Consider the following 21,094-nt stretch of genomic DNA (forward strand, 5'->3'; position numbering starts at 1 on the left):
CCTTCGAGGTTCCGGGCGCCTTCCACGTACGGGGCACTGTGCGCGCTAGCTCCGGTTCACTTCGAACCAGACCACCTTTCCGGTGCTCAGCCGCGTGGCGCCCCAGCGCCGCGCCATCTTGTTGACCAGGTACAGGCCGCGGCCGCCCTCGTCGGTGGCGCGCGCCTGGCGCAGCCGGGGCAGCTGCGGGACGTCGTCGCCGACCTCGCAGCGCAGCACGTCCGTACGGAGCAGCCGCAGCGTGATCGGCCGCGACGCGTACCGCACGGCGTTCGTCACGACCTCGCTGACCAGCAGCTCCATCGAGTCGGTCAGCTCCTCCAGACCCCAGCGGACCAGCGCGCTGCGCGCCAGCCTGCGGGCGCGGGCCGGTGTCGCGTCCTCCGGCTCCAGGAACCAGTACGCGACATCGCTCGGCGCGATGCCGTCGAAGCGTGCGGCGAGCAGCGCGATGTCGTCGTCCCGGTCGCCCGGCCCGAGCATGTCGAGCACCTCGTCGCAGAGCGCCTCCAGGGGCGGCGGGTGGTCCGGGCCCGTCAGCTGGGCGGTCGCCGCGAGACGTTCGCGCAGCTGCTCTATGCCGGTCCACACGTCCCGCAGCCGGGACTCGACGAGGCCGTCCGTGTACAGCAGCAGCGTGGCGCCCGCCGGGGCGTCCAACTCCACGGCCTCGAAGTCCACGCCGCCCACCCCGATGGGCGCGCCCGGCGGCACCCGCAGCACCTCGGCGCGCCCGCCCAGGTGCAGCAGCACCGGCGGCGGATGCCCGGCGTTGGCGATGGTGATGCGGTGCGAGACCGGGTCGTAGACCGCGTACAGGCAGGTGGCCATCCGGTCCGAGCCGAGCCGCTGGGCCTGCTCGTCCAGATGGTGCAGGACCTCCTGGGGCGGCAGGTCGAGCCCCGCGAGGGTCTGCGCGGTCGTCCGCAGCTGGCCCATGATCGCCGCCGATGTCATGGAGTGCCCCATGACATCGCCGACGACCAGGGCGACCCGGCTGCCGGGCAGCGGGATCGCGTCGTACCAGTCGCCGCCGACGCGGGCGGTCTCGGCGGCCGGGAGGTAGCGCGAGGCGAGCCGCACCCCGGTCGGGCGCGGCAGCGTCTCGGGCAGCATCGTGCGCTGCAACTCGTCGGCGATGTAGGCCTCGCGGCCGTACAGGACCGCCTTGTCGATGCCGAGCGCGCTGTGCGTGGCCAGCTGGGCGGCGACCAGCAGGTCGTCCGCCTCGAACGCGGGGCGGTCCGGGCGGCGCAGGAACACGGCCGCGCCGATCACCCTGCGGCGGCCCCGCAGCGGCGCGAGGATGGCCCGCCGGCCGGTCGGCACGGTCCGCCCCTCGCCGAGCAGTTCGGGCAGCGCCGCCCGGGCCGCCGCCGAGTCCGCGAAGACCGGCCGCACCCCGCGCAGCACCTCGGCGAGCGCCCCGCCGTGCCGCACCTCGCACAGCTCGGCGGTGCCCGTCACGTCGGTGATGTCGGGCGGCACCACCTGGAGCGTGGGCAGCGTGCCGCCCTCGGCGGCGGACTGCTCCTCGGTGCCCTCGTCGAGGGAGCGCAGCCGGTCGGTGCGGCGCAGGCGCAGCACCAGCGGGCCCGTGGGCCGCTCGTCGCCGACGGGCAGCGGGTCGCGCAGGTAGACGAGGATCGCGTCGGAGAACGTGGGGACCGTGGCGCGGCACAGGCCCATCACGATCTCGTCCAGGTCGATGCCGCGGGCGATGCGCCGGGTCGCGGCGCCCACGAAGCGCAGCCGGTCGCCGTCGCGCCGCATCGCCGCCGGGCCGGTGCCCGGGGGCCGCGGCTGACCGGTGCGGCGCTCCGTGCCGTCCGGCGGGCCCGCGGGTCCGGGCTGCGCCGGCACGCCGTCGGGGGCGGGCCGCGGCCGGCCCGGGTCCGGCTCGGAGGCGGACGGCTGGGAATGCTCACTGGTCGGCGGCACCGATGCTCCCGGGGATGTGTCACGCGCACCCTGTGGCGACTCGGGGGAACGCAGCAGCGCCCCGCGGGGCTCCGCGGGGGCGGTCGGCCGGGCAGCTGGTGCCTTGCGACCCTCGTGGGGGGTGAGGTGCTCCGTCACGCGTCTTGAATCCGTCCGTCCGGGGCTGCGCGCCGTGCGCGCCGTCCAGCGTTGCACGTCGCTCAGCCGCGTCGGCAGTGCAGAAAGATCTGATGTTCCGGATTGGGGCCTTCCCTGCTCGCACGGGACTGCGGGCCCGGGGAGGCGTCGGTGCTCTCGGGAGTGTACGAGTACGTGTCCTCGCCGGTGATCTCGAAGCCCGCGTCCCGCACGACCTGCCGCAGTTCGTCCCGCAGGTATCCCGATACCCGGATCGTGTGCCCCAGGAACGGGATCGGCGCGTCGTCCAGATCGGCCTCGACCATGGACAGCTCCATCAGGCCTCGCGGCCGCAGCAGGCCGTGCAGCCGCCGCAGCGCCCCGGGGATCTCCCGGCGCGGCAGCATCAGCAGGGCGAAGAAGCAGGTGATGCCGTCGAACCGGCCGACGCCCTCGGGGCCCTCGGCCGTGAGGTCCGCGATGTCGATCTGCCGGAACTCGGCGGCCGGTACGTTCTTTTCGGCCAGGGCGAGCATGCCCGAGGAGATGTCCGTGCCGAGGACCGAGTGGCCCTTCTCGGCCAATTGCCGGGCGGTGGGCAGACCGGTGCCGCAACCCACGTCCAGGACGCGGGAACCGGGCGCCAGCGCGTCGGCCAGGGCGCGTCCGGCGGCGAGCTGGCCCTCCTTGCGCGCGAAGGCGTCGTCGTACTGCTGCCCGATGGCGTCAAAGGCCTCGGCCTGGCCTCTGCGGTCCTCGCTCACGTTCTGCCGCCCCTCGATGACTTCCTGTCAGACAGCGCGCAAACCCACGGAGTTGTTACTGTGCGCCCTTGCGGAGGACGATCCTACGTTTGAACCACGGGGGCGCATCAAGGGTCTCATGAGGACACGCGCGCGGGCGTACGGTCCCAGTCATCCGGCAGGGGCGGTACGCCCCAGGACGGATCGGGGCGCCAGTGCTGCCAGCCGTCCGAAAACGGTGGCCCCCACGCGTCGATCACGTCAAGCGCGGCCCGGCCGGCGGCGCGGACGTCGGCGGCCTTTCCCGGGTCCATCAGGCCCACCCGCAGGGCCTCGGCGAACTCGTCCTCGTCGTGCCAGCGCCAGCTGCCGTCCGGGCGCACGGAGATGTCCAGAAAGTGATCCTCGGAGTCGACGCCGGCCGCCCACCGGACGCGGGGCTCCTCCAGGTTCACGTACCAGTTCTTGAACTGCCAGCCCTGGTCCCAGAACAGCCAGACCGACCACGGCTCGCCGGGGCGCGCCAGCTTCAGGACGCCGGTGCCGAACCAGCGGTCCCTGCGGATCACGCGCGGCTTGGTGTAGCGGGTCGCGAGCGGCTCGTGGTGCAGCGGGGTCCCGTCGGCCAGCACGGGCTTGACGCACTCGGTGCCGGGCGCCATCCACACGGCGAGCAGGTCCGGGCTGTCCTGGACGACGGTGACGGGGCGGCAGATGTGCACGCGGTCCCCGGCGTTCTCCCGGTAGCGCCACAGGATGTGGTCGCCGGGGGCCCACCGGGCCGCCGCACCGTCACCGTCCGTCGTCTTCCCGTCGAGGTCTGTCATGGACAGATATTAGACGCCTCTCCGGTGCCGGTCCCGAGTCCCTCGGTGCCCCTCACGCCTGAGGGCGGGTCATGCGCAACACGTCCAGGGCCTCGTCCAGTTGCTCCCTGGTGAGGTCGCCCCGGTCGACGTAGCCGGCCTCCAGGACGACCTCGCGGATCGTCTTGCGCTCGGCCAGGGACCTCTTGGCGACCTTCGCCGCCTCCTCGTAGCCGATGTACTTGTTCAGCGGCGTCACGACGGAGGGCGAGGACTCGGCGTACTCGCGGGCGCGTTCGCGGTTGGCGGTGATGCCGTCGATGGTCCGGTCGGCGAGCAGCCGGGAGACGTTGGCCAGCAGCCGGATCGACTCCAGGACGTTCTTGGCGATGACCGGAAGCATGACGTTCAGCTCGAAGTTGCCGGCGGCGCCCGCCGCGGCGACCGTGGCGTCGTTGCCGGTGACCTGGGCGGCGACCATCAGCGCGGCCTCCGGGATGACCGGGTTCACCTTGCCCGGCATGATCGACGAACCGGGCTGGAGGTCGGGGAGGTTGATCTCGGCGAGGCCGGTACGCGGGCCCGAGGCCATCCACCGCAGGTCGTTGGCGATCTTCGTCAGACCCACACCGATGGTCCGCAGCTGCCCGCTGGTCTCCACGATGCCGTCCCGGGCGCCCTGCGCCTCGAAGTGGTCGCGCGCCTCGGTCAGCGGCAGGCCGGTGGCCCGCGCCACCTCGGCGATGACGGCCGCGGAGAAGCCGGGCGGGGTGTTGATGCCGGTGCCCACGGCCGTGCCGCCGAGCGGCAGTTCGGCCAGGCGCGGCAGCGAGGCCTCCAGGCGCTCGATGCCGTACCGCACCTGTGCCGCGTACCCGCCGAACTCCTGGCCGAGCGTCACCGGGGTGGCGTCCATCAGGTGCGTGCGCCCGGACTTGACGACGTCCGCGAACTCCTCGGCCTTGCGCTCCAGCGCGGCGGCGAGGTGGTCGAGGGCCGGGATCAGCTCGCCGGTGACCGCGCCCGTCGCCGCGATGTGGATCGAGGACGGGAAGACGTCGTTGGAGGACTGGGAGGCGTTCACGTGGTCGTTGGGGTGGACGGGGCGCCCGAGCCGCTCGGTGGCGAGCGTGGCGAGGACCTCGTTGGTGTTCATGTTGGACGAGGTGCCCGAGCCGGTCTGGAAGACGTCGACGGGGAAGTGCGCGTCCCAGCGCCCGTCGGCGACCTCCGCCGCCGCCTCCACGATGGCCTCGGCGATGTCCTCGTCCAGCACCCCGAGCCCCGCGTTGACCTTGGCCGCGGCCGTCTTGATCCGGGCGAGGGCGGCGATGTGGGCGCGCTCGATGCGCTGCCCGGAGATGGGGAAGTTCTCCACCGCGCGCTGGGTCTGCGCACGCCACTTGGCGGCGGCGGGGACTCGCACCTCGCCCATGGAGTCGTGCTCGATCCGGTACTCGCCGGTGCCGTTGTCGCTGGCGTCGCTGGTCATGCCGTGAACCTACCTCTCCGCTCCGAGGCCGTCGAAAGCCCCGGAAAAGTTGAGCACTTGTCTTGTTCCAGGTATTCCCAAGACCTCTACCCACCAGTAAAAACCCTGGGTAACACCAACCCGGGGAGGCGCGATGAAGCGCATCAGACGCAGCGGACGGGCGCGGCTGCGAGGGACGTTCGCGGCGGCCGCCGCGATGGCGACCGTGCTCGGCGCGGCGGCCGCCGTACCCGCCCAGGCGGCGGACGGGGGCGGGGCCCGGACGTCCGCGGCGGTGCCCCTTCCGCCCGAACTGGAGAAGATCCGGGCGGCCGAGGCCACCGAGCTGTACGGCGGCCCGGCCGAACGCCCCATGGCGGAGCGCAAGACGGGCCTGATCTCGCTCGGCGACAGCGAGATCTCCGGGGAGGGCGTCGGGACGTACGAACCGGGCACCGACGGCCCGGACAACTGGTGCCACCGCTCGCCGGACGCCGCGATCCACCGCACCGGCATCCCCGCCGACGTGACGTACAACGTGGCCTGTTCCGGGGCCCGCACGGTCAACATCAGGATCGGTGGCCAGAAGCAGTACGCCGACGAGCTGGTGCAGAGCGACAACCTCGCCATCAAGGCGCGCAACACCAGGATCAAGACGATCCTGCTCGTCGTCGGCGCCAACGACGACCTTCAGTTCTCACCGGTGATGACCGACTGCGTGACCCGCTACCTGCTGAGCCAGGGGCCGTGCGCCGGCAAGTACCACGACGGCTGGCAGGCGCGCGTGGACGCCCTCGTGCCGAAGGTCGAGCAATCGCTGCGCGACCTGAGGACGGTCATGCGGGACGCGGGCTACCAGGAGGGCGACTACCGGCTCGTCGCCATGGGCTACCCGAGCCCGATCGGCCCGGACTTCCGCGACAACCCGACGTTCCCGGGCAAGCTCGCCTGCGGCGGGCTCGGCTACGACTCGGACACCGAGTGGGGCCGCGACTACGCGGTGCCCACGTTCCAGACGGGCATGCGCGAGGCGGCGAGGAGGGCGGGCGCCACCTATCTCGACAACTCCCGCCTCTTCCACGGCCACGAGGTCTGCATGGAGGACACCTGGGCGCGCGGCCTCTACGTGGACGTGACCCACCCCTTCCCGCCGGACTCCAACTCCGTGCGCCAGTCCTTCCACCCCAACGCCCGCGGCCACGCCGCCTTCGCCTCCTGCCTGACGCAGCTCCACGAGGCGGGCTACCGCGAGGCGGGCTGCGCCGACCCGGCGAGCACGGGCGGCCCGAAGCTGTACAAGGGCGCCTGGGACGACGCGTACAAGCCGCTGAGGAACGAGGGCACGGGGACGTGCGTGGACGTCGACGCCTCGAAGAGCCGCAACGGCACGAAGGTGCAGGGCTGGGACTGCACCGGCAATCGGAACCAGACCTGGTGGTACGACGAGTCGCGAGGGTCCCTGCACACCGGGCTGACCCAGGACCGGTGTCTCGACGTGCCCGACGGCGCCTACAAGGAGGGTGCCGCTGTCGTCCTGTGGAACTGCCACGGGGGTGGCAACCAGAAGTTCGTCCGTGAGGCCGGGACGGTGCGGCCCGCTGCGGCGAGCGGGCTCTGTCTGACCCTTGCGGGGGCCAAGGAGCCGTTGCGGCTCCAGAAATGTGCCGGGACCGCGCATCAGCGGTTCGCCTGAGGGGTCGTCCTTCCGCGGGTGCGTCGTGGCTCGTCGCGCGGTTCTACGCGCCCCTGGCGGGTGCGCCCCTGGCGGGGCGCACCCGCCGGTCCCCTGCGCTACGCCAGACCCGGGCCCCGTACCGGGATGTGCGTGAACGTGGGCTCGGGGGCCGGGTCCTGGAAGAAGTCGTTGCCCTTGTCGTCCACGACGATGAAGGCCGGGAAGTCCTCGACCTCGATCTTCCAGACCGCCTCCATGCCGAGCTCCTCGTACTCGACGACCTCGACCTTCTTGATGCAGTCCTGGGCGAGCCGCGCGGCCGGGCCGCCGATCGAGCCGAGGTAGAAGCCGCCGTGCGCGTCACACGCGTCGGTGACCTGCTTGCTGCGGTTGCCCTTGGCGAGCATCACCTTGGAGCCGCCCGCCGCCTGGAACTGCTCCACGTAGGAGTCCATGCGCCCGGCCGTCGTCGGCCCGAACGAGCCGGAGGCGTAGCCCTCGGGGGTCTTCGCGGGACCGGCGTAGTACACCGGGTGGTCCTTCAAGTACTGCGGCATCTCCTCACCCGCGTCGAGCCGCTCCTTGATCTTGGCGTGCGCGATGTCGCGGGCCACGACGAGGGGACCGGTGAGCGACAGGCGGGTCTTGACCGGGTGCTTGGTCAGCTCGGCGAGGATCGCGTCCATCGGCTGGTTGAGGTCGATCTCGACGACGTCCGCCGACTCGGCGTCGTCGTTGAGGGTCTCCTCCGTCGTCTCCGGCAGGAAGCGCGCCGGGTCCCTCTCCAGCTGCTCCAGGAAGACGCCCTCGGCGGTGATCTTCGCGGTGGCCTGGCGGTCGGCCGAGCAGGAGACGGCGATGGCGACGGGCAGCGAGGCGCCGTGCCGGGGCAGGCGCACCACGCGCACGTCGTGGCAGAAGTACTTGCCGCCGAACTGCGCGCCGATGCCGATCTTCTGCGTCAGCTCGAAGACCTTCTCCTCCAGCTCCTTGTCCCGGAAGCCGTGCCCGGTCGGAGAGCCCTCGGACGGCAGCTCGTCCAGGTAGTGCGCGGAGGCGTACTTCGCGGTCTTCAGCGCGAACTCGGCGCTCGTGCCGCCCACGACGATCGCCAGGTGGTACGGCGGGCAGGCGGCCGTCCCCAGGGAGCGGATCTTCTCCTCCAGGAACTTCATCATGGAGGCCTCGTTCAGGACGGCCTTCGTCTCCTGGTAGAGGAAGCTCTTGTTGGCGGAGCCGCCGCCCTTGGCCATGAACAGGAACTTGTAGGCGCCACCGTCGGTCGCGTACAGCTCGATCTGCGCCGGCAGGTTGGAGCCGGTGTTCTTCTCCTCCCACATGGTCAGCGGGGCCATCTGGGAGTAGCGCAGGTTCAGCTTCGTGTACGCGTCGAAGACGCCCTTGGAGAGCGCCTTCTCGTCCTCGCCCTCGGTCAGGACGTTCTGTCCGCGCTTGCCCATGACGATCGCCGTGCCGGTGTCCTGGCACATGGGCAGCACGCCCGCCGCCGCGATGTTCGCGTTCTTCAGCAGGTCGAGCGCCACGAACTTGTCGTTGGACGACGCCTCGGGGTCGTCCACGATGCGCCGCAGCTGCGCCAGGTGCGCGGGGCGCAGGTAGTGCTGGATGTCGTGGATCGCCTCGGCGGCGAGCGTGCGCAGCGCCTCCGGCTCGACCTTGAGGAACGTCCGCCCGTCGGCCTCGAAGGTGGAGACGCCCTCGGAGGTCACCAGCCGGTACGGGGTGGTGTCCTCTCCCAGGGGGAGCAGATCGGAGTACTCGAACGCCGGGATGGGCGGGCGGGGGCTAACGGACATTGCGGCCATTCCTCACTCGGCAGACAGCGGCGCGCCTCCATTGGCGACGCGCCAACCAGCGTAGAACGCGCGCGGCGGGCGGCGTCTGTGAGGTAAGGCTCAGTAGGGGATCCGGGCGCCGCGCCGGTTGTCCACAGGGCTAGTCGCGATCTATCGCGTTTGGGTACGCTGCCGACGTGGACCTCGAAAAGCGTCTCCCGCAGCCCGCTCCCGCCACAGCCGAGGAGCCGGGATCCCTCCGTGCCTCCGACGCCGACCGGGACCGCACCGCGGACATCCTCCGCGAGGCCCTGGCCGAGGGCCGCCTCACCGCCGACGAGCACGCGGACCGCGTCGAGGGGGTCTATCGCGCCAAGACGATGGCCGAACTACAGCCACTGGTCAGGGACTTGCCCGCCGCCCAGGACCCCGCCGCCCACCCCAGGACCCCGCCCGGGCACACCCCCGGCCCCGTCCCCTCCAGGCCGTCCCCCGGAGCGATCCCGCCGGTCGCGGACGAGAACCTGGTGGCCGTCCTCAGCGGCTCCGTCCGCAAGGGCCGCTGGCGGGTGGCCCGCCGCACCCACGCGTACGCCATCTTCGGCAGCGTCGAGATAGACCTGAGCGAGGCGATCTTCGAGCAGCGCCAGGTCGTCATCAAGGCGATCGCCATCTTCGGCTCGGTCGAGATCCACCTCCCGGAGAACGTCTCGCTGCGCGGCAGCGGCACGGGCGTCCTCGGCAGCTTCGAGGTGGACACCCTCGACTCGCCCGACCAGGAGGCCCCGGTCGTCTTCGTGGACGGCATGGCGGTCCTCGGCAGCATCGAGGCGCGGCCCAAGCGCGGCAAGTTCGTCCGTGACCTGCACCAGAGGCTGCGCAAGCACCTCGGGCACTGACGGCCCGCGCGCCGCGAGGGGAGGCCGCGCTTCCGCGCGTCGGAACTCAGTGCATAGGCGCGCACACAGCGGGTAGAGCTTGCTGCATCGTCTCTCGCTCGCGAAGCCGTCGTCAGGAGTAGACCGTGCTGCAACCCTCGCGTCAGTCCCTGCAGGTCGCCGCTGTCCCGGCTCAGCGGGGGCCCGCGCGTGATCGGACCGATGACGCGCCCTGGCACACGGAGGCGGTGTGCCGCCGCGACGAAGCCGGACTGTTCTTCGCCCCGTCCAAGGAGCCGACCGCGGCCAGGCTCTCGCGCGAGGAGGCGGCCAAGCGGGTCTGCGGCCGCTGCCCGGTGATGGTCGAGTGCCGCGAACACGCCCTGCTCCAGCCCGAGCCGTACGGCGTGTGGGGCGGCCTGACCGCCGCCGAGCGCCGCGTGGTCCTGGCCCGCCGCCGCAGGCGGGACGTGGAACTGAAGAAGGCGGCCGCCGCGGCGGAGATCGCCGCGGCCGGCTAGGCCCGGCGCGGCAGGCTCCCTGGTGGCCCACGACGAAGGGGGCGTCCCCCGCACGGGACGCCCCCTTCGTCGTACGCACTGCTTCGCGCGGTCGGACTGTTCCGCGCGGTGGGACTACTTGGCGCGGTCGAAGTCGATCGCGCTGTACGCCCGCAGCTTCGAGAGCCGGTGGTCGGAGTCGATCTTGCGGATGGTGCCCGACTTGGACCGCATGACCAGGGACGACGTCGAGGCGGTCGCCGCGCGGTAGCGCACGCCCTGGAGCAGCTCGCCGTCGGTGATGCCGGTCGCGACGAAGAAGACGTTGTCGCCCTTGACCAGGTCGTCCGTGGAGAGCGTGCGGTCCAGGTCGTGACCGGCGTCGAGGGCGCGCTGGCGCTCCGCGTCGTCCTTCGGCCACAACTTGCCCTGGATCACGCCGCCCAGGCACTTGATCGCACACGCCGAGATGATGCCCTCGGGGGTGCCGCCGATGCCCATCAGGAGGTCGACGCCGGTGCCCTCGCGCACGGCCATGACCGAGCCGGCGACATCGCCGTCGGAGATGAACTTGATGCGGGCGCCGGTCTCGCGGATCTCCTTGACGATGCCCTCGTGGCGGGGGCGGTCCAGGATCATCACCGTGACGTCCTCGGGCGAGGAGTTCTTGGCCTTGGCGACCCGGCGGATGTTGACCGACGCGGGCGCGTTGATGTCGACGTAGTCCGCGGCCTCGGGGCCGGTGACCAGCTTATCCATGTAGAACACGGCGGAGGGGTCGAACATCGCGCCGCGGTCGGCGGCGGCCAGGACGGCGATCGCGTTGGGCATGCCCTTCGCGGTCAGCGTCGTGCCGTCGATCGGGTCGACGGCGATGTCGACCTCGGCGCCGGTGCCGTCGCCGATGCGCTCTCCGTTGAAGAGCATCGGGGCCTCGTCCTTCTCGCCCTCCCCGATGACCACGACGCCGTTCATCGAGACGGTGTGGACAAGGGTCCGCATGGCCCTGACCGCGGCGCCGTCCGCGCCGTTCTTGTCGCCGCGGCCGACCCAGCGGCCCGCGGCCATGGCGGCCGCCTCGGTGACCCGGACGAGCTCCAGGGCGAGGTTGCGGTCGGGAGCCTCGGGGGAAACCTCGAGCTCGGACGGAAGATGATGCTCGGTCATCGGGACGCACCTCTCTGCTGATACGACGACGGCCGGATGAGGGATTGTGAACGACTCTATCCGTAGGTCGACAAAATGAGCAGTGGGCCCCACGCATGAGCGGACCGGGCACCGGGCGACGGGGCGCGGCCGGCGCCTGAGACCATGGGGGCGTGGCAGGCAGACAAGGCAACCAGACCGTCAAGAACATGCTGTGGTCGCTGGTGGTGATCGCCCTGGTCGCGGGCGTGATCTACATCTTCGTCCCGCATGACGAGTCCGAGACCCCCGTCAAGCGGGTCGACTACCGCGTGGAGCTCCTGACGGCCCGGCGGGCCGCGGCCTATCCGGTGGCGGCGCCCGAGGGCCTGTCCAAGGAGTGGAGGCCGACGTCCGTGCGGTTCGACGGCGCCGACCACGACGCGTGGCACCTGGGCTTCCTCGACCCCGACGGCGAGTACGTGGCGATCAAGCAGTCCACCGCCAAGCCGGCCAGGTTCATCGAGGACGCCACGCAGGAGGCCCGCAGGACGGACGCCACCGAGAAGATCGGCGGCCGGACGTGGCAGCGCTACCAGGGCTCGACGTACGACGCCCTGGTGAGCACCGAGAAGGGCGCGACGACCGTCGTCACCGGCACGGCGTCGTTCGGACAGCTCACCAAGATGGCGCGGTCGCTGCGCACCAGCTGATCCGCAGGGGTGAGCGAGTACGCGAAGGGCCCCCGGCGGTGTGCCGGGGGCCCTTCGCGTGCCGGTTCGGGCGTCCGCGGACGCCCGCCGATCGGACCGGGCCCATCAGGCCCTGCCGATCGGACCGGGCCGATCAGACCGTGGTGACGACGTCCTCGTAGGCCAGCCGCGGGGAGCGCGGGAACCAGGCGTCCTCGCCCGGCTTGCCGATGTTGACGATCATCAGCGGGGTGTGGTCGTCGTCCAGGAACTCCTTCTGCACGCCGGCGGCGTCGAAGCCGGTCATCGGGCCGGCGGCCAGGCCGGCGGCGCGCACGCCCACGATGAAGTAGCCGGCCTGCAGCGTGGCGTTCACCAGCGCGGCCTGCTCACGGGCCGGGCGCTCGGCGAAGAAGACGTCCTTGGCCTGCGGGAAGTGCGGGAAGAGCGCCGGGAGCTCCTCGTGGAACTCGTTGTCGGCGGAGAGGATCGCGACCAGCGGGGCGCTCGCCGTCTTCGGGCGGTTGCCCTCGGCCATGTGCGTGACCAGGCGCTCGCGGGCCTCGGGAGAGCGCACCAGGGTGACGCGCAGCGGCGACTGGTTGAACGCGGTCGGGCCGTACTTGACCAGGTCGTAGATCGCCTGGACCTGCTCCTCGGTGACCGGCTCGTCGGTGAAGGTGTTCGCGGTGCGGGCCTCGCGGAAGAGCAGGTCCTGGGCGGCGGGGTCAAGGGCGAGAGACATGATCTACCTTCTCGTTACGGCGGGATATCAACGGGCATGGACGATAGTACGACCGCAACGTTTAAGTTTCAACCAAACTTGGCGGGTCGTGATTCGCCTCACAAGCATCGCCCGTTCAGACCGCCGCGCCGTCGCGGGGGTCCTCGGGGTCGTCGGCGTCCTCGATGGCCCCGGCCCCCTCCCCGCCCTCACCCGCGAGCGCCGCGTCCAGACGGGCACGCGCGCCGTCCAGCCAGCGGCGGCACACCGTCGCCAGCTCCTCGCCCCGCTCCCACAGGGCGAGCGACTCCTCCAGCGTCGTGCCGCCGGTCTCCAGGCGGCGTACGACCTCGATCAGCTCGTCCCGCGCCTGCTCGTACCCGAGCGCGTCCGCCGGGCCCACGGCCTCGTCCGTCTTGCTGGTCATGCGGCCACCCTAATTCTCGTTCCGTGCGGTTCGTTCGGCTCGTGCGGTTGCTTCGGTCGGCGCGGTTGCTTCGGCTCGTTCGGCTCGTTCGGCTCGTACGGTGAACTCGCCCTCGGCGACGCGGGCCCGCAACTCCTCGCCGGCGCCCACCTCCTGCGGGGCCCGGACGACCGCGCCGTCCGTCTTCTGCAGCACCGCGTACCCGCGCTGGAGGGTCGCGGCGGGGGAGAGGGCCACCACGCGCGCGTGCGTGTGCGTCAGCTCCGAGGACGCCCGGTCCAACAAGTGCCCGAGCGTGCGCCGGGCCCGGTCGACGAGCGCCGAGACCTGCTCCTCGCGCTCCTCGACCATCCGGTGCGGGTGCTCCATGGAGGGGCGGGCCAGGGCATGCGCGAGGCCGCGCTCCTCGCGGTCGAGGAAGGCGTCCACGCAGCGCCGGGCGCGCTCGCTCAGGCCCCGCACGCGCTCGTACTCCTCGCCGACGTCCGGCACGACCTTCTTGGCGGCGTCCGTGGGCGTGGAGGCCCGCAGGTCCGCCACGAGATCGAGCAGCGGGCTGTCCGGCTCGTGCCCGATGGCCGAGACCAGCGGCGTACGGCAGGCCGCCACCGCCCTGATCAGCTGCTCGTCGGAGAACGGCAGCAGGTCCTCCACGCTGCCGCCGCCCCGCGCCACGATGATCACGTCGACCTCGTCGAGCGCGTCCAGCTCCTGCACGGCCCGGACGACCTGCGGCACCGCGTGCACCCCCTGCACGGGGACGGCACGGACCTCGAAGCGGACGGCGGGCCAGCGGTGCCGCGCGTTCTCCAGGACGTCCCGCTCGGCGGCCGACGCGCGGCCCGTGACGAGGCCGATGAGCTGCGGCAGGAACGGCAGCGGCTTCTTGCGCCCGGACGCGAACAGACCCTCCGCGGCGAGGCTCTTCTTCAGCTGCTCGATCCGCGCCAGCAGCTCACCGACGCCGACCGGCCTTATCTCGGCGGCCCGCAGGGACAGCTGCCCGCGCGGCGCGTACCACTCCGGCTTGGCGTGGACGACGACGCGGGCGCCCTCGGAGACGACGTCCGCCACGGCGTCGAACACCTGGCGGTAGCAGGTGACGCTCACCGAGATGTCGTGCGAGGGGTCGCGCAGCGTCAGGAAGACCACGCCGGCGCCCGGTCTGCGGGACAGCTGGGTGATCTGCCCCTCCACCCAGACGGCGCCGAGCCGGTCGATCCACCCACCGATGAGCCGCGACACCTGCCCCACGGGGAGCGGCGCGTCCGCGGACGTGTTGAGAGCCATGCGCCGAGCGTAGTCGGCGGGTGTGACACCCCGGGCCGAGCGAAAGGGCCCCTACGGCACGGATGCGAACCGGGGTAACCGGGCGTCCCTACGGCACGGATGCGACCCGGGGTAAACGGGCGTCCCTACGGCACCGGCACGACCCGGGGTAAACGGGTGGGTGGGTGGGAGACACCCGCCGCGAAGCGGCGGCTCAGAGCACCCCCCCACGGCCCCGCTGTGCGAAAAGCACGACGAGCCCCACGCCCAGCCACACCGCCCCCACCACCTGCGCCGCCCCGGACGCCTCCCAGATGACCGCCACCACGATGACCGCCCCCAGCACGGGCACCAGCAGGTGCCGCCACCAGCTGAACCCGTCCTCCCGGTGCCGCACCACGAACCACCCGACGACACTCGCGTGCAGCAGCAGGAACGCCGTCAACGCCCCGATGTCCACCACCGACACCAGGTGGTCCATGCCGTCGTCCCGCCGAGCCGCCCACACCGCGGCGACCAGCGTCACCACGGCCGCGCACAGCAGCGCGACCCGGGGAGTACCGGAGTCCGTCCGGGACAGGGCCTTCGGCAGCCGCCGCTCCCGCGCCATGGCGAAGAGCAGCCGCCCCGCCGCCGCCTGCCCGGCCAGCGCCGCGAACGCCGCGCCGATCGCCTTGCTGACGGCCACCAGATCGTGCAGCCACGTCCCGGCCGCCGAGTTCACGGCGTCGTAGAAGGCCGTCCCCTGCTTAACGGGCTCGGCGGCCAGCTCGGCGGAGGACAGCGGCTCCAGGAGCGCCACCAGGTACGTCTGGGCGATGAACAGCACGCCCGCGAGCGCCAGGCAGAACAGCACCGCCCGCGCGACCTTCGCGGAGCCGCCGGTGACCTCCTCCGCGAAGGAGGCGATCGCGTCGAAGCCCAGATACGACAGGACGGCGATCGACACCGCCCCCACCACCGCCGACAGGGCGAACGCCCCCTGCGAGCCGTCCCCGGTCAGCGGCGAGAGCCAGTCCCGCCGCGCCCCGTCCTGCACGAGGACCACCACGGCGGCCACGACGAAGACCAGCAGCACCACGATCTCCATCGCGAGCACCGCGAAGCCGACCCGCGCCGCCGTCCGTACGCCCCACAGGTTCAGCGCGGTCGTGATGAGCACCGCGATCGCCGTCCACACCCACCGGGACACCGAGGGGACCAGCGAGTTCATCGCGATCCCGGAGAAGAGGTAGGCGACCGCGGGGATCAGCAGGTAGTCCAGCATCGCCATCCACCCGGCGATGAACCCGGGCCCCTTGCCGAGCCCCACGCGCGCGTACGCGAAGACGGACCCCGCCTGGGGGACGACCCGCACCATCTGGGCGTAGCTGAAAGCGGTGAACGCCATCGCGACCGTGGCGATCAGGTAGACGAGGGCGACGGCGCCGTGCGACTTCGCGTCGAGCGTGCCGAAGACGCCGACCGGCGCCATGGGGGCGATGAAGAGCAGCCCGTAGACGACGAGATCCCGGAAGCCGAGGCTGCGCCGCAGCCCCGTACCCTCGGCGGGCCCGGAGGCCCCGGCGGGGTCGGCGCCCGCGGAGTGGGCTCCCGTACTGGCGGACTGTCCGGACATCGTGCCTCCGTAGCTCGACGCAGGCCTCCAGTCTCTCCAACGCGGCGATCTTTGACGCGCTGGACGCGGCCTTACGATGGGGGGCATGACTGCAACGCCTGGCTCCCGCCGTGTCCTGCTCGCCGCTCCCCGTGGCTACTGCGCGGGCGTGGACCGTGCCGTGATCGCCGTCGAGAAGGCCCTGGAGCAGTACGGGGCCCCGATCTACGTCCGCCACGAGATCGTCCACAACAAGTACGTGGTGCAGACCCTGGAGAAGAAGGGTGCGATCTTCGTCGACCAGACGGCGGAGGTCCCCGAGGGCTCCATCGTCATGTTCTCCGCGCACGGCGTCGCCCCGACCGTCCACGCGGAGGCCGCCGAGCGCAAGCTCGCGACGATCGACGCGACGTGCCCGCTGGTCACCAAGGTGCACAAGGAAGCGGTCCGGTTCGCCAAGGAGGACTACGACATCCTCCTGATCGGGCACGAGGGCCACGAGGAGGTCATCGGCACCTCCGGCGAGGCGCCCGACCACATCACGCTGGTCGACGGCCCCGAGGACGTGGCGAACGTCGAGGTCCGCGACCCCGACAAGGTCGTCTGGCTCTCCCAGACCACGCTCTCCGTCGACGAGACGATGGAGACGGTCGACGCCCTCAAGGGCAAGTTCCCGAACCTGCTGTCGCCGCCCAGCGACGACATCTGCTACGCCACGCAGAACCGCCAGACCGCGGTCAAGAAGCTCGCCGAGGACGCCGAGCTGGTCATCGTCGTCGGCTCCAAGAACTCCTCGAACTCCATCCGCATGGTCGAGGTCGCCCTGGACGCGGGCGCCGCCGCCTCCTACCTCGTCGACAACGCCGGCGAGATCGACGAGGCCTGGCTGGAGGGCGTCACCACGGTCGGTCTGACGTCGGGCGCGTCCGTGCCGGACATCCTGGTGGACGGCGTCATCGAATGGCTCGCCGAGCGCGGCTACGCCGACGTGGAGACGGTGAAGACGGCCGAGGAGTCCATCACCTTCTCGCTGCCCAAGGAGCTCCGCAGGGACCTGCGCGCCGAGGCGGCGGAGCTGTCGCGGGGCTGATCGCGCCGGCCGAGCTGTCACGGCGCCGACCCTCGCCGTAACGTGGGTCCATGCAGATCTTCGGTGTGGACATCGGCGGATCAGGGATCAAGGGCGCGCCCGTGGACCTGGAGCGCGGAGACCTGACGCAAGAGCGGCACAAGGTGCTGACCCCGCATCCGGCGACGCCGGACGCGGTGGTGAAGGGCGTGTGCGAGGTGGTGGAGCACTTCGGCTGGACGGGGCCCGTCGGTGCCACGTTCCCCGGCGTGATCACCGACGGCACGGCGCGCACGGCCGCGAACGTCGACAAGAGCTGGATCGGCAAGGACATCAGCAAGCTGGTCTCCGACCGGCTCGGCGGGGCCCCCGTGACCGTCCTGAACGACGCGGACGCGGCGGGCGTCGCGGAGATGCACTTCGGCGCGGGCAAGGGGCGCACGGGCACGGTCCTCATGCTCACCCTCGGCACGGGCATCGGCAGCGCCCTGTTCACGGGCGGCCGGCTGGTGCCCAACACCGAGCTGGGCCATCTCGAACTGCACGGCCACGACGCGGAGAAGAAGGCCTCCTCCAAGGCGCGCGAGGACGAGGACCTGAGCTGGGAGCACTGGGCGCGGCGCGTCCAGAAGTACCTCGCGCACGTGGAGATGCTGTTCTCGCCGGAGCTGTTCATCATCGGCGGCGGTGTCAGCCGCAAGGCGCACAAGTTCCTGCCGCTGATCGAGGGCATCGCGGCGGAGATCGTCCCGGCCCAGCTCCAGAACAACGCGGGCATCGTGGGAGCGGCGATGGCGGCGGCCGGCGAGGCGTAGCCGCGGGACGACGTCCGGGGACGGCGTCCCGGGAGGTCAGGCGGCGGGCACGCCCTTGCCGTCGGGCCGCCGGGGCGCCGGACGGGGAGTCCTGCGCCGCTCGGTCATCAGCCGGGCCTTGCGCACGGTCACGATGACCCCGGTGACGAGTGTGCCCCCGTACAGCCAGCCGGCGTGCAGGGCCAGCGACGTCACGAGCCCCATGAACTGGCCGCCGAACCCTCCGCTGCCCCCGGAGATCGGCAGGACGCCCGCGGCGAAGGCGATCGGCACCACGACCGGCGCGGTGACCAGGTCGGCCGGGCGCACCCAGAACGCGGTGAGCGCGGCCACGGGCAGGAACAGCACGCCGTACGCGACGAGGGAACTGCCGAAGAGCAGCCTCAGCAGGCAGGCGAACAGGAACATCACGGTCGCGCAGAACAGCCCGCTGCCGAGCCCGGTCAGACGCGGGTTCGGCAGCTGCCGCAGCCTGCGGTACAGCGGGGCGCGGCGCAGCGCCTCGACGAACGGCGGGACGGGACGCCGGGGCCGGGCGGCGGCCCGGTACACCGCGCCGGGCCGCGCGGCCCTGCCCTGCGGGGGCAGGGGCGCGGTCCGTCGGGACCGGGCCGCCGGGGCAGCCTTCGGGTCGGGCTGAGGGGGACGCGTCCTGTGTTGCTCCACTGGACCAACCTAGGTCGGCTTCCGCGCGGAATCAGGCGCGGGACACGCCCTTTGAGTGACCTTGGCCATGCGTTCGACGGGAGCGGACAGGGAGAGGGCCGGGCGGGGGCCGGGTGGACGGCCGTCCGGAGGGGCAGTCGGCGGCACGCCGTAGACTGGTGGATCGGCCCACGTACGAAGCGCACGCACCAGGCGCGGGTACAAGGGGCCGCCCCACCCAGCCCTGACGTACGGGAAGTCGCAACGTGTCGCTCACGATCGGAATCGTCGGTCTGCCCAATGTCGGCAAGTCGACCCTGTTCAACGCCCTGACCAAGAACGACGTGCTGGCGGCCAACTACCCGTTCGCCACGATCGAGCCGAACGTGGGTGTGGTCGGCGTCCCCGACCCCCGCCTGACGAAGCTGGCCGAGATCTTCTCCTCGCAGAAGGTCCTCCCCGCGACGGTCGACTTCGTCGACATCGCCGGCATCGTGCGCGGCGCGAGCGAGGGTGAGGGCCTCGGCAACAAGTTCCTCGCCAACATCCGCGAGTCGGACGCGATCTGCCAGGTCATCCGCGCCTTCAAGGACGAGAACGTCGTGCACGTCGACGGCAAGGTCTCGCCCAAGGACGACATCGAGACGATCAACACCGAGCTGATCCTCGCCGACCTCCAGACCATCGAGAAGGTCCTGCCGCGCCTCCAGAAGGAGTCGCGCATCAAGAAGGACGTCGCGCCGAAGGTCAAGGCCGTCGAGGAGGCCAAGGAGATCCTGGAGCGTGGCGACACGCTCTTCTCACAGGGCATCGTCCAGGGCTCGGAGCGCTCGGAGCTCCTCCACGACCTCCACCTCCTCACCACCAAGCCCTTCCTCTACGTCTTCAACGTCGACGAGGACGAGCTGACGGACGACGACTTCAAGGCCGAGCAGCGTGCGCTGGTCGCCCCCGCGGAGGCGATCTTCCTCAACGCCAAGCTGGAGGCGGACCTCGCCGAACTGGACGACGACGAGGCCCTCGAACTCCTCCAGTCGGTGGGCCAGGAAGAGCCGGGCCTCGCCACCCTGGCCCACGTCGGCTTCCGCACGCTGGGCCTCCAGACGTACCTGACGGCCGGCCCCAAGGAATCCCGCGCCTGGACGATCAAGCGGGGCGCGACGGCCCCCGAGGCGGCCGGCGTCATCCACACGGACTTCCAGAAGGGCTTCATCAAGGCCGAGGTCATCTCCTTCGCCGACCTGGTCGAAACGGGCTCGGTGGCCGAGGCCCGCGCGGCGGGCAAGGCCCGCATGGAGGGCAAGGAGTATGTGATGCAGGACGGGGATGTGGTGGAGTTCCGCTTCAACGTCTGAGCGGATGGAATAACGCCACGTCGTTGACGTGGCAAACATGCAGGTCAGATGGGGCCCGCCTCTCCGGAGGTGGGCCCCTAGCCTTTCCCCGCGCTGGATGGGTGCTGGATCAGTTGCGGCACCATCAGTCGGATCCTCTCTCGGATGGGGCCAAGAGTGGTACGTTATTGAGTACCACTCGATGAGAGGGCTGAAGTCATGTCCATCACTGCGAGCGAAGCGCGCAAGGAACTGTTTCCGTTGATCAAAAAGGTCAACGAGAATCATGAGGCCATCGAGATCGTCTCCAAGCACGGTAACGCGGTGCTTGTCTCGGCCGAGGACTACATGGCGCTGCGCGAGGGCTCCTACCTGCTGCGCTCGCCGGCGAACGCCCGGCGGTTGCTCAAGGCGTACGAGAACGCCCTGTCGCACATCAACGTGTCGGAGCGTGAGCTGATCGATCCCGAGTCACCGGGCGCAGGTGCGGGTGCCGCGTGAGGCTCGTCTTCGAGGATCAGGGCTGGGAGGACTACACGTCCTGGCTCAAGAACGACCGTAAGACGCTCGCCCGGATCAACAAGCTCATCGAAGATGTCAGGCGTGACCCCTTCGTGGGCATCGGCAAGCCGGAGCCGCTGAAGTATCACCTGCCTGGGGCCTGGTCGCGACGGATCGACGATGAGCACCGCCTGGTCTATCTGGTGACGGACAATGAGATCGTCATCCTCGCTGCCCGGTATCACTACTGATCGGTGAGTGTCCGGTGTGCTGGGGCGACAGCATGAAGACGAGGGTGCCGTCGATCAGCTCGGTGTGGCGGGGTGCCTCGGGGAGGCGGTCGAGGTCCTCCGCGAGCCAGCCTTCCGCGCGCGGCGGGCGCATCCAGTCGGGCAGTGCGGTCATGGCTTCACGGTAGCGGCTCCCAGCTCAGGCCGGGGAGCCGGCGATCCCCGCCGGAGCGATTTCGGCGCCTTCCCGCGCCATGGCCAGCCGCCCCGTCCCCCCCCGTCCGGCATGCGGCGCCGCCGCAAAAGGGAAGGGATCGGCTCCTGGGGGAGCCGATCCCTTTCTGTGGTGCTTGCGGGGGAGTCAGGCCTGCCAGCTGTGGGGGGCCCGGTAGTTGTCCCGGCGCCAGGCCGTGGTGGGGGGTGTGGGGGTGAAGGGCGTGGTGGGGCGGGGGGTGGTGAGGGAGAGGAGCAGGACGGTCAGGGCTGCCAGTTCGGCGTCCGTGACCTCGCCCTTTTCTATGCGGATGTCGGCTGCTGCGGGCATGGGACCTCCGGTCGTGGGCGTCACCGCGTGCGTGTCCGGGTCAGCGCGGGTGCGTCATTGCGGGGGGTTGCCGTGCTTGCGGGCCGGGCGGTCGGCGTGTTTGTTGGCGAGCATCGCGAGGGAGTTGATGAGGACCTCGCGGGTCTCGGCGGGGTCGATGACGTCGTCGACCAGGCCGCGTTCGGCGGCGTAGTA

At 71.3% G+C, this 21,094-nt stretch carries 22 protein-coding genes and 1 pseudogene; 9 read left to right on the forward strand and 14 right to left on the reverse strand.

Going from position 1 to position 21,094, the window contains the following annotated elements:
• Nucleotides 1–45: 45 nt before the first annotated feature.
• From ACZ5GP_RS30220 to ACZ5GP_RS30235, 4 genes are all read right to left on the reverse strand, one after another.
• A complete protein-coding gene (locus ACZ5GP_RS30220; protein ID WP_468753866.1) occupies nt 46–2,079 on the reverse strand; it encodes a SpoIIE family protein phosphatase in 2,034 nt (677 codons plus the stop codon).
• A gap of 62 nt (nt 2,080–2,141) precedes the next feature.
• Nucleotides 2,142–2,822: a class I SAM-dependent DNA methyltransferase gene (locus tag ACZ5GP_RS30225; protein WP_468753867.1), complete on the reverse strand. Its 681-nt coding sequence runs from the start codon at nt 2,820–2,822 to the stop codon at nt 2,142–2,144.
• A 116-nt stretch (nt 2,823–2,938) separates the two neighbouring features.
• On the reverse strand, nt 2,939–3,628 hold the full coding sequence (gene fomD / locus ACZ5GP_RS30230) for a cytidylyl-2-hydroxypropylphosphonate hydrolase (protein WP_468753868.1): 690 nt from the start codon (nt 3,626–3,628) through the stop codon (nt 2,939–2,941).
• A 52-nt stretch (nt 3,629–3,680) separates the two neighbouring features.
• A complete protein-coding gene (locus tag ACZ5GP_RS30235) occupies nt 3,681–5,099 on the reverse strand; it encodes a class II fumarate hydratase (RefSeq protein ID WP_468753869.1) in 1,419 nt (472 codons plus the stop codon).
• 133 nt (nt 5,100–5,232) lie between these two features.
• On the opposite strand from ACZ5GP_RS30235, the gene ACZ5GP_RS30240 reads away from it, so the two are divergent.
• Nucleotides 5,233–6,771 carry a ricin-type beta-trefoil lectin domain protein gene (locus ACZ5GP_RS30240; protein ID WP_468753870.1) on the forward strand — a complete coding sequence of 513 codons (1,539 nt, stop codon included), beginning with the start codon at nt 5,233–5,235 and terminating at the stop codon, nt 6,769–6,771.
• A gap of 98 nt (nt 6,772–6,869) precedes the next feature.
• Here ACZ5GP_RS30240 and ACZ5GP_RS30245 read toward each other — a convergent pair whose 3' ends face one another.
• Complete coding sequence (locus ACZ5GP_RS30245; RefSeq protein WP_468753895.1) at nt 6,870–8,546, reverse strand: fumarate hydratase; 1,677 nt, start codon at nt 8,544–8,546, stop codon at nt 6,870–6,872.
• 200 nt (nt 8,547–8,746) lie between these two features.
• On the opposite strand from ACZ5GP_RS30245, the gene ACZ5GP_RS30250 reads away from it, so the two are divergent.
• Both ACZ5GP_RS30250 and ACZ5GP_RS30255 read left to right on the forward strand, forming a co-directional pair.
• A complete protein-coding gene (locus ACZ5GP_RS30250) occupies nt 8,747–9,448 on the forward strand; it encodes a DUF1707 SHOCT-like domain-containing protein (RefSeq protein ID WP_468753871.1) in 702 nt (233 codons plus the stop codon).
• Between the two features lie 125 nt (nt 9,449–9,573).
• On the forward strand, nt 9,574–9,948 hold the full coding sequence (locus ACZ5GP_RS30255; RefSeq protein WP_468753872.1) for a WhiB family transcriptional regulator: 375 nt from the start codon (nt 9,574–9,576) through the stop codon (nt 9,946–9,948).
• 114 nt (nt 9,949–10,062) lie between these two features.
• Here ACZ5GP_RS30255 and glpX read toward each other — a convergent pair whose 3' ends face one another.
• Nucleotides 10,063–11,094, reverse strand: coding sequence for a class II fructose-bisphosphatase (gene glpX, locus ACZ5GP_RS30260; protein ID WP_127909988.1), 1,032 nt, complete (start codon nt 11,092–11,094; stop codon nt 10,063–10,065).
• Nucleotides 11,095–11,246: 152 nt separating this feature from the next.
• On the opposite strand from glpX, the gene ACZ5GP_RS30265 reads away from it, so the two are divergent.
• Nucleotides 11,247–11,765, forward strand: a complete 519-nt coding sequence (locus tag ACZ5GP_RS30265; protein WP_468753873.1) for a DUF4245 domain-containing protein — start codon at nt 11,247–11,249, stop codon at nt 11,763–11,765.
• Nucleotides 11,766–11,898: 133 nt separating this feature from the next.
• Here ACZ5GP_RS30265 and ACZ5GP_RS30270 read toward each other — a convergent pair whose 3' ends face one another.
• The 4 genes from ACZ5GP_RS30270 to ACZ5GP_RS30285 all read right to left on the reverse strand — a co-directional run bounded on the left by ACZ5GP_RS30270 (nt 11,899) and on the right by ACZ5GP_RS30285 (nt 15,782).
• Entirely contained in the window at nt 11,899–12,489 is a 591-nt protein-coding gene (locus ACZ5GP_RS30270) for a malonic semialdehyde reductase (protein WP_468753874.1), read from the reverse strand.
• A gap of 115 nt (nt 12,490–12,604) precedes the next feature.
• Nucleotides 12,605–12,895, reverse strand: a complete 291-nt coding sequence (locus ACZ5GP_RS30275; protein WP_468753875.1) for an exodeoxyribonuclease VII small subunit — start codon at nt 12,893–12,895, stop codon at nt 12,605–12,607.
• Nucleotides 12,896–12,904: 9 nt separating this feature from the next.
• On the reverse strand, nt 12,905–14,185 hold the full coding sequence (gene xseA / locus ACZ5GP_RS30280) for an exodeoxyribonuclease VII large subunit (RefSeq protein WP_468753876.1): 1,281 nt from the start codon (nt 14,183–14,185) through the stop codon (nt 12,905–12,907).
• Nucleotides 14,186–14,378: 193 nt separating this feature from the next.
• Nucleotides 14,379–15,782, reverse strand: a complete 1,404-nt coding sequence (locus ACZ5GP_RS30285; RefSeq protein ID WP_468753877.1) for an APC family permease — start codon at nt 15,780–15,782, stop codon at nt 14,379–14,381.
• 76 nt (nt 15,783–15,858) lie between these two features.
• On the opposite strand from ACZ5GP_RS30285, the gene ACZ5GP_RS30290 reads away from it, so the two are divergent.
• Nucleotides 15,859–16,851 (forward strand): 4-hydroxy-3-methylbut-2-enyl diphosphate reductase, encoded by a 993-nt coding sequence (locus ACZ5GP_RS30290; protein ID WP_468753878.1) that lies wholly within the window; start codon nt 15,859–15,861, stop codon nt 16,849–16,851.
• Between the two features lie 50 nt (nt 16,852–16,901).
• Nucleotides 16,902–17,645 (forward strand): polyphosphate--glucose phosphotransferase, encoded by a 744-nt coding sequence (ppgK, locus tag ACZ5GP_RS30295; RefSeq protein ID WP_468753879.1) that lies wholly within the window; start codon nt 16,902–16,904, stop codon nt 17,643–17,645.
• A gap of 36 nt (nt 17,646–17,681) precedes the next feature.
• On the opposite strand, the gene ACZ5GP_RS30300 is transcribed toward ppgK, so the two are convergent.
• Nucleotides 17,682–18,311, reverse strand: a complete 630-nt coding sequence (locus ACZ5GP_RS30300) for a DUF6542 domain-containing protein (protein ID WP_468753880.1) — start codon at nt 18,309–18,311, stop codon at nt 17,682–17,684.
• A gap of 245 nt (nt 18,312–18,556) precedes the next feature.
• Here ACZ5GP_RS30300 and ychF point away from each other — a divergent pair, with 245 nt between their 5' ends.
• The 3 genes from ychF to ACZ5GP_RS30315 all read left to right on the forward strand — a co-directional run bounded on the left by ychF (nt 18,557) and on the right by ACZ5GP_RS30315 (nt 20,376).
• Entirely contained in the window at nt 18,557–19,645 is a 1,089-nt protein-coding gene (gene ychF, locus ACZ5GP_RS30305; protein WP_358911963.1) for a redox-regulated ATPase YchF, read from the forward strand.
• A 198-nt stretch (nt 19,646–19,843) separates the two neighbouring features.
• The gene (locus ACZ5GP_RS30310) at nt 19,844–20,125 is read left to right on the forward strand and encodes a type II toxin-antitoxin system Phd/YefM family antitoxin (protein WP_468753881.1); all 282 of its coding nucleotides are present in this window, start codon (nt 19,844–19,846) and stop codon (nt 20,123–20,125) included.
• Entirely contained in the window at nt 20,122–20,376 is a 255-nt protein-coding gene (locus ACZ5GP_RS30315) for a Txe/YoeB family addiction module toxin (protein WP_468753882.1), read from the forward strand. The genes ACZ5GP_RS30310 and ACZ5GP_RS30315 overlap by 4 nt, the downstream gene beginning before the upstream one ends.
• A 7-nt stretch (nt 20,377–20,383) precedes the next feature.
• Here the strand turns inward: ACZ5GP_RS30315 and ACZ5GP_RS30320 are convergent.
• The 3 genes and pseudogenes from ACZ5GP_RS30320 to ACZ5GP_RS30330 all read right to left on the reverse strand — a co-directional run.
• Nucleotides 20,384–20,530 (reverse strand): annotated as a pseudogene (locus ACZ5GP_RS30320) (Uma2 family endonuclease); the annotation flags it as partial.
• Nucleotides 20,531–20,716: 186 nt separating this feature from the next.
• Entirely contained in the window at nt 20,717–20,899 is a 183-nt protein-coding gene (locus ACZ5GP_RS30325) for an acyl-CoA carboxylase epsilon subunit (protein WP_468753883.1), read from the reverse strand.
• A gap of 54 nt (nt 20,900–20,953) precedes the next feature.
• Nucleotides 20,954–21,094, reverse strand: a 141-nt coding sequence (locus ACZ5GP_RS30330) for a carboxyl transferase domain-containing protein (RefSeq protein WP_358590560.1), incomplete at its 5' end; no start/stop codon positions are given.

The organism is Streptomyces sp. NPDC031466 (assembly GCF_055581265.1).

Bases quoted from the DNA above. Each gene is read 5' to 3' on its own strand.
- fomD (WP_468753868.1), bottom strand. From the start codon at position 3,628: ATGACAGACCTCGACGGGAAGACGACGGACGGTGACGGTGCGGCGGCC.
- ACZ5GP_RS30235 (WP_468753869.1), bottom strand. From the start codon at position 5,099: ATGACCAGCGACGCCAGCGACAACGGCACCGGCGAGTACCGGATCGAG.
- ACZ5GP_RS30240 (WP_468753870.1), top strand. From the start codon at position 5,233: ATGAAGCGCATCAGACGCAGCGGACGGGCGCGGCTGCGAGGGACGTTC.
- glpX (WP_127909988.1), bottom strand. From the start codon at position 11,094: ATGACCGAGCATCATCTTCCGTCCGAGCTCGAGGTTTCCCCCGAGGCT.
- ACZ5GP_RS30270 (WP_468753874.1), bottom strand. From the start codon at position 12,489: ATGTCTCTCGCCCTTGACCCCGCCGCCCAGGACCTGCTCTTCCGCGAG.
- ACZ5GP_RS30275 (WP_468753875.1), bottom strand. From the start codon at position 12,895: ATGACCAGCAAGACGGACGAGGCCGTGGGCCCGGCGGACGCGCTCGGG.
- xseA (WP_468753876.1), bottom strand. From the start codon at position 14,185: ATGGCTCTCAACACGTCCGCGGACGCGCCGCTCCCCGTGGGGCAGGTG.
- ACZ5GP_RS30285 (WP_468753877.1), bottom strand. From the start codon at position 15,782: ATGTCCGGACAGTCCGCCAGTACGGGAGCCCACTCCGCGGGCGCCGAC.
- ACZ5GP_RS30290 (WP_468753878.1), top strand. From the start codon at position 15,859: ATGGGGGGCATGACTGCAACGCCTGGCTCCCGCCGTGTCCTGCTCGCC.
- ppgK (WP_468753879.1), top strand. From the start codon at position 16,902: ATGCAGATCTTCGGTGTGGACATCGGCGGATCAGGGATCAAGGGCGCG.
- ACZ5GP_RS30310 (WP_468753881.1), top strand. From the start codon at position 19,844: ATGTCCATCACTGCGAGCGAAGCGCGCAAGGAACTGTTTCCGTTGATC.
- ACZ5GP_RS30325 (WP_468753883.1), bottom strand. From the start codon at position 20,899: ATGCCCGCAGCAGCCGACATCCGCATAGAAAAGGGCGAGGTCACGGAC.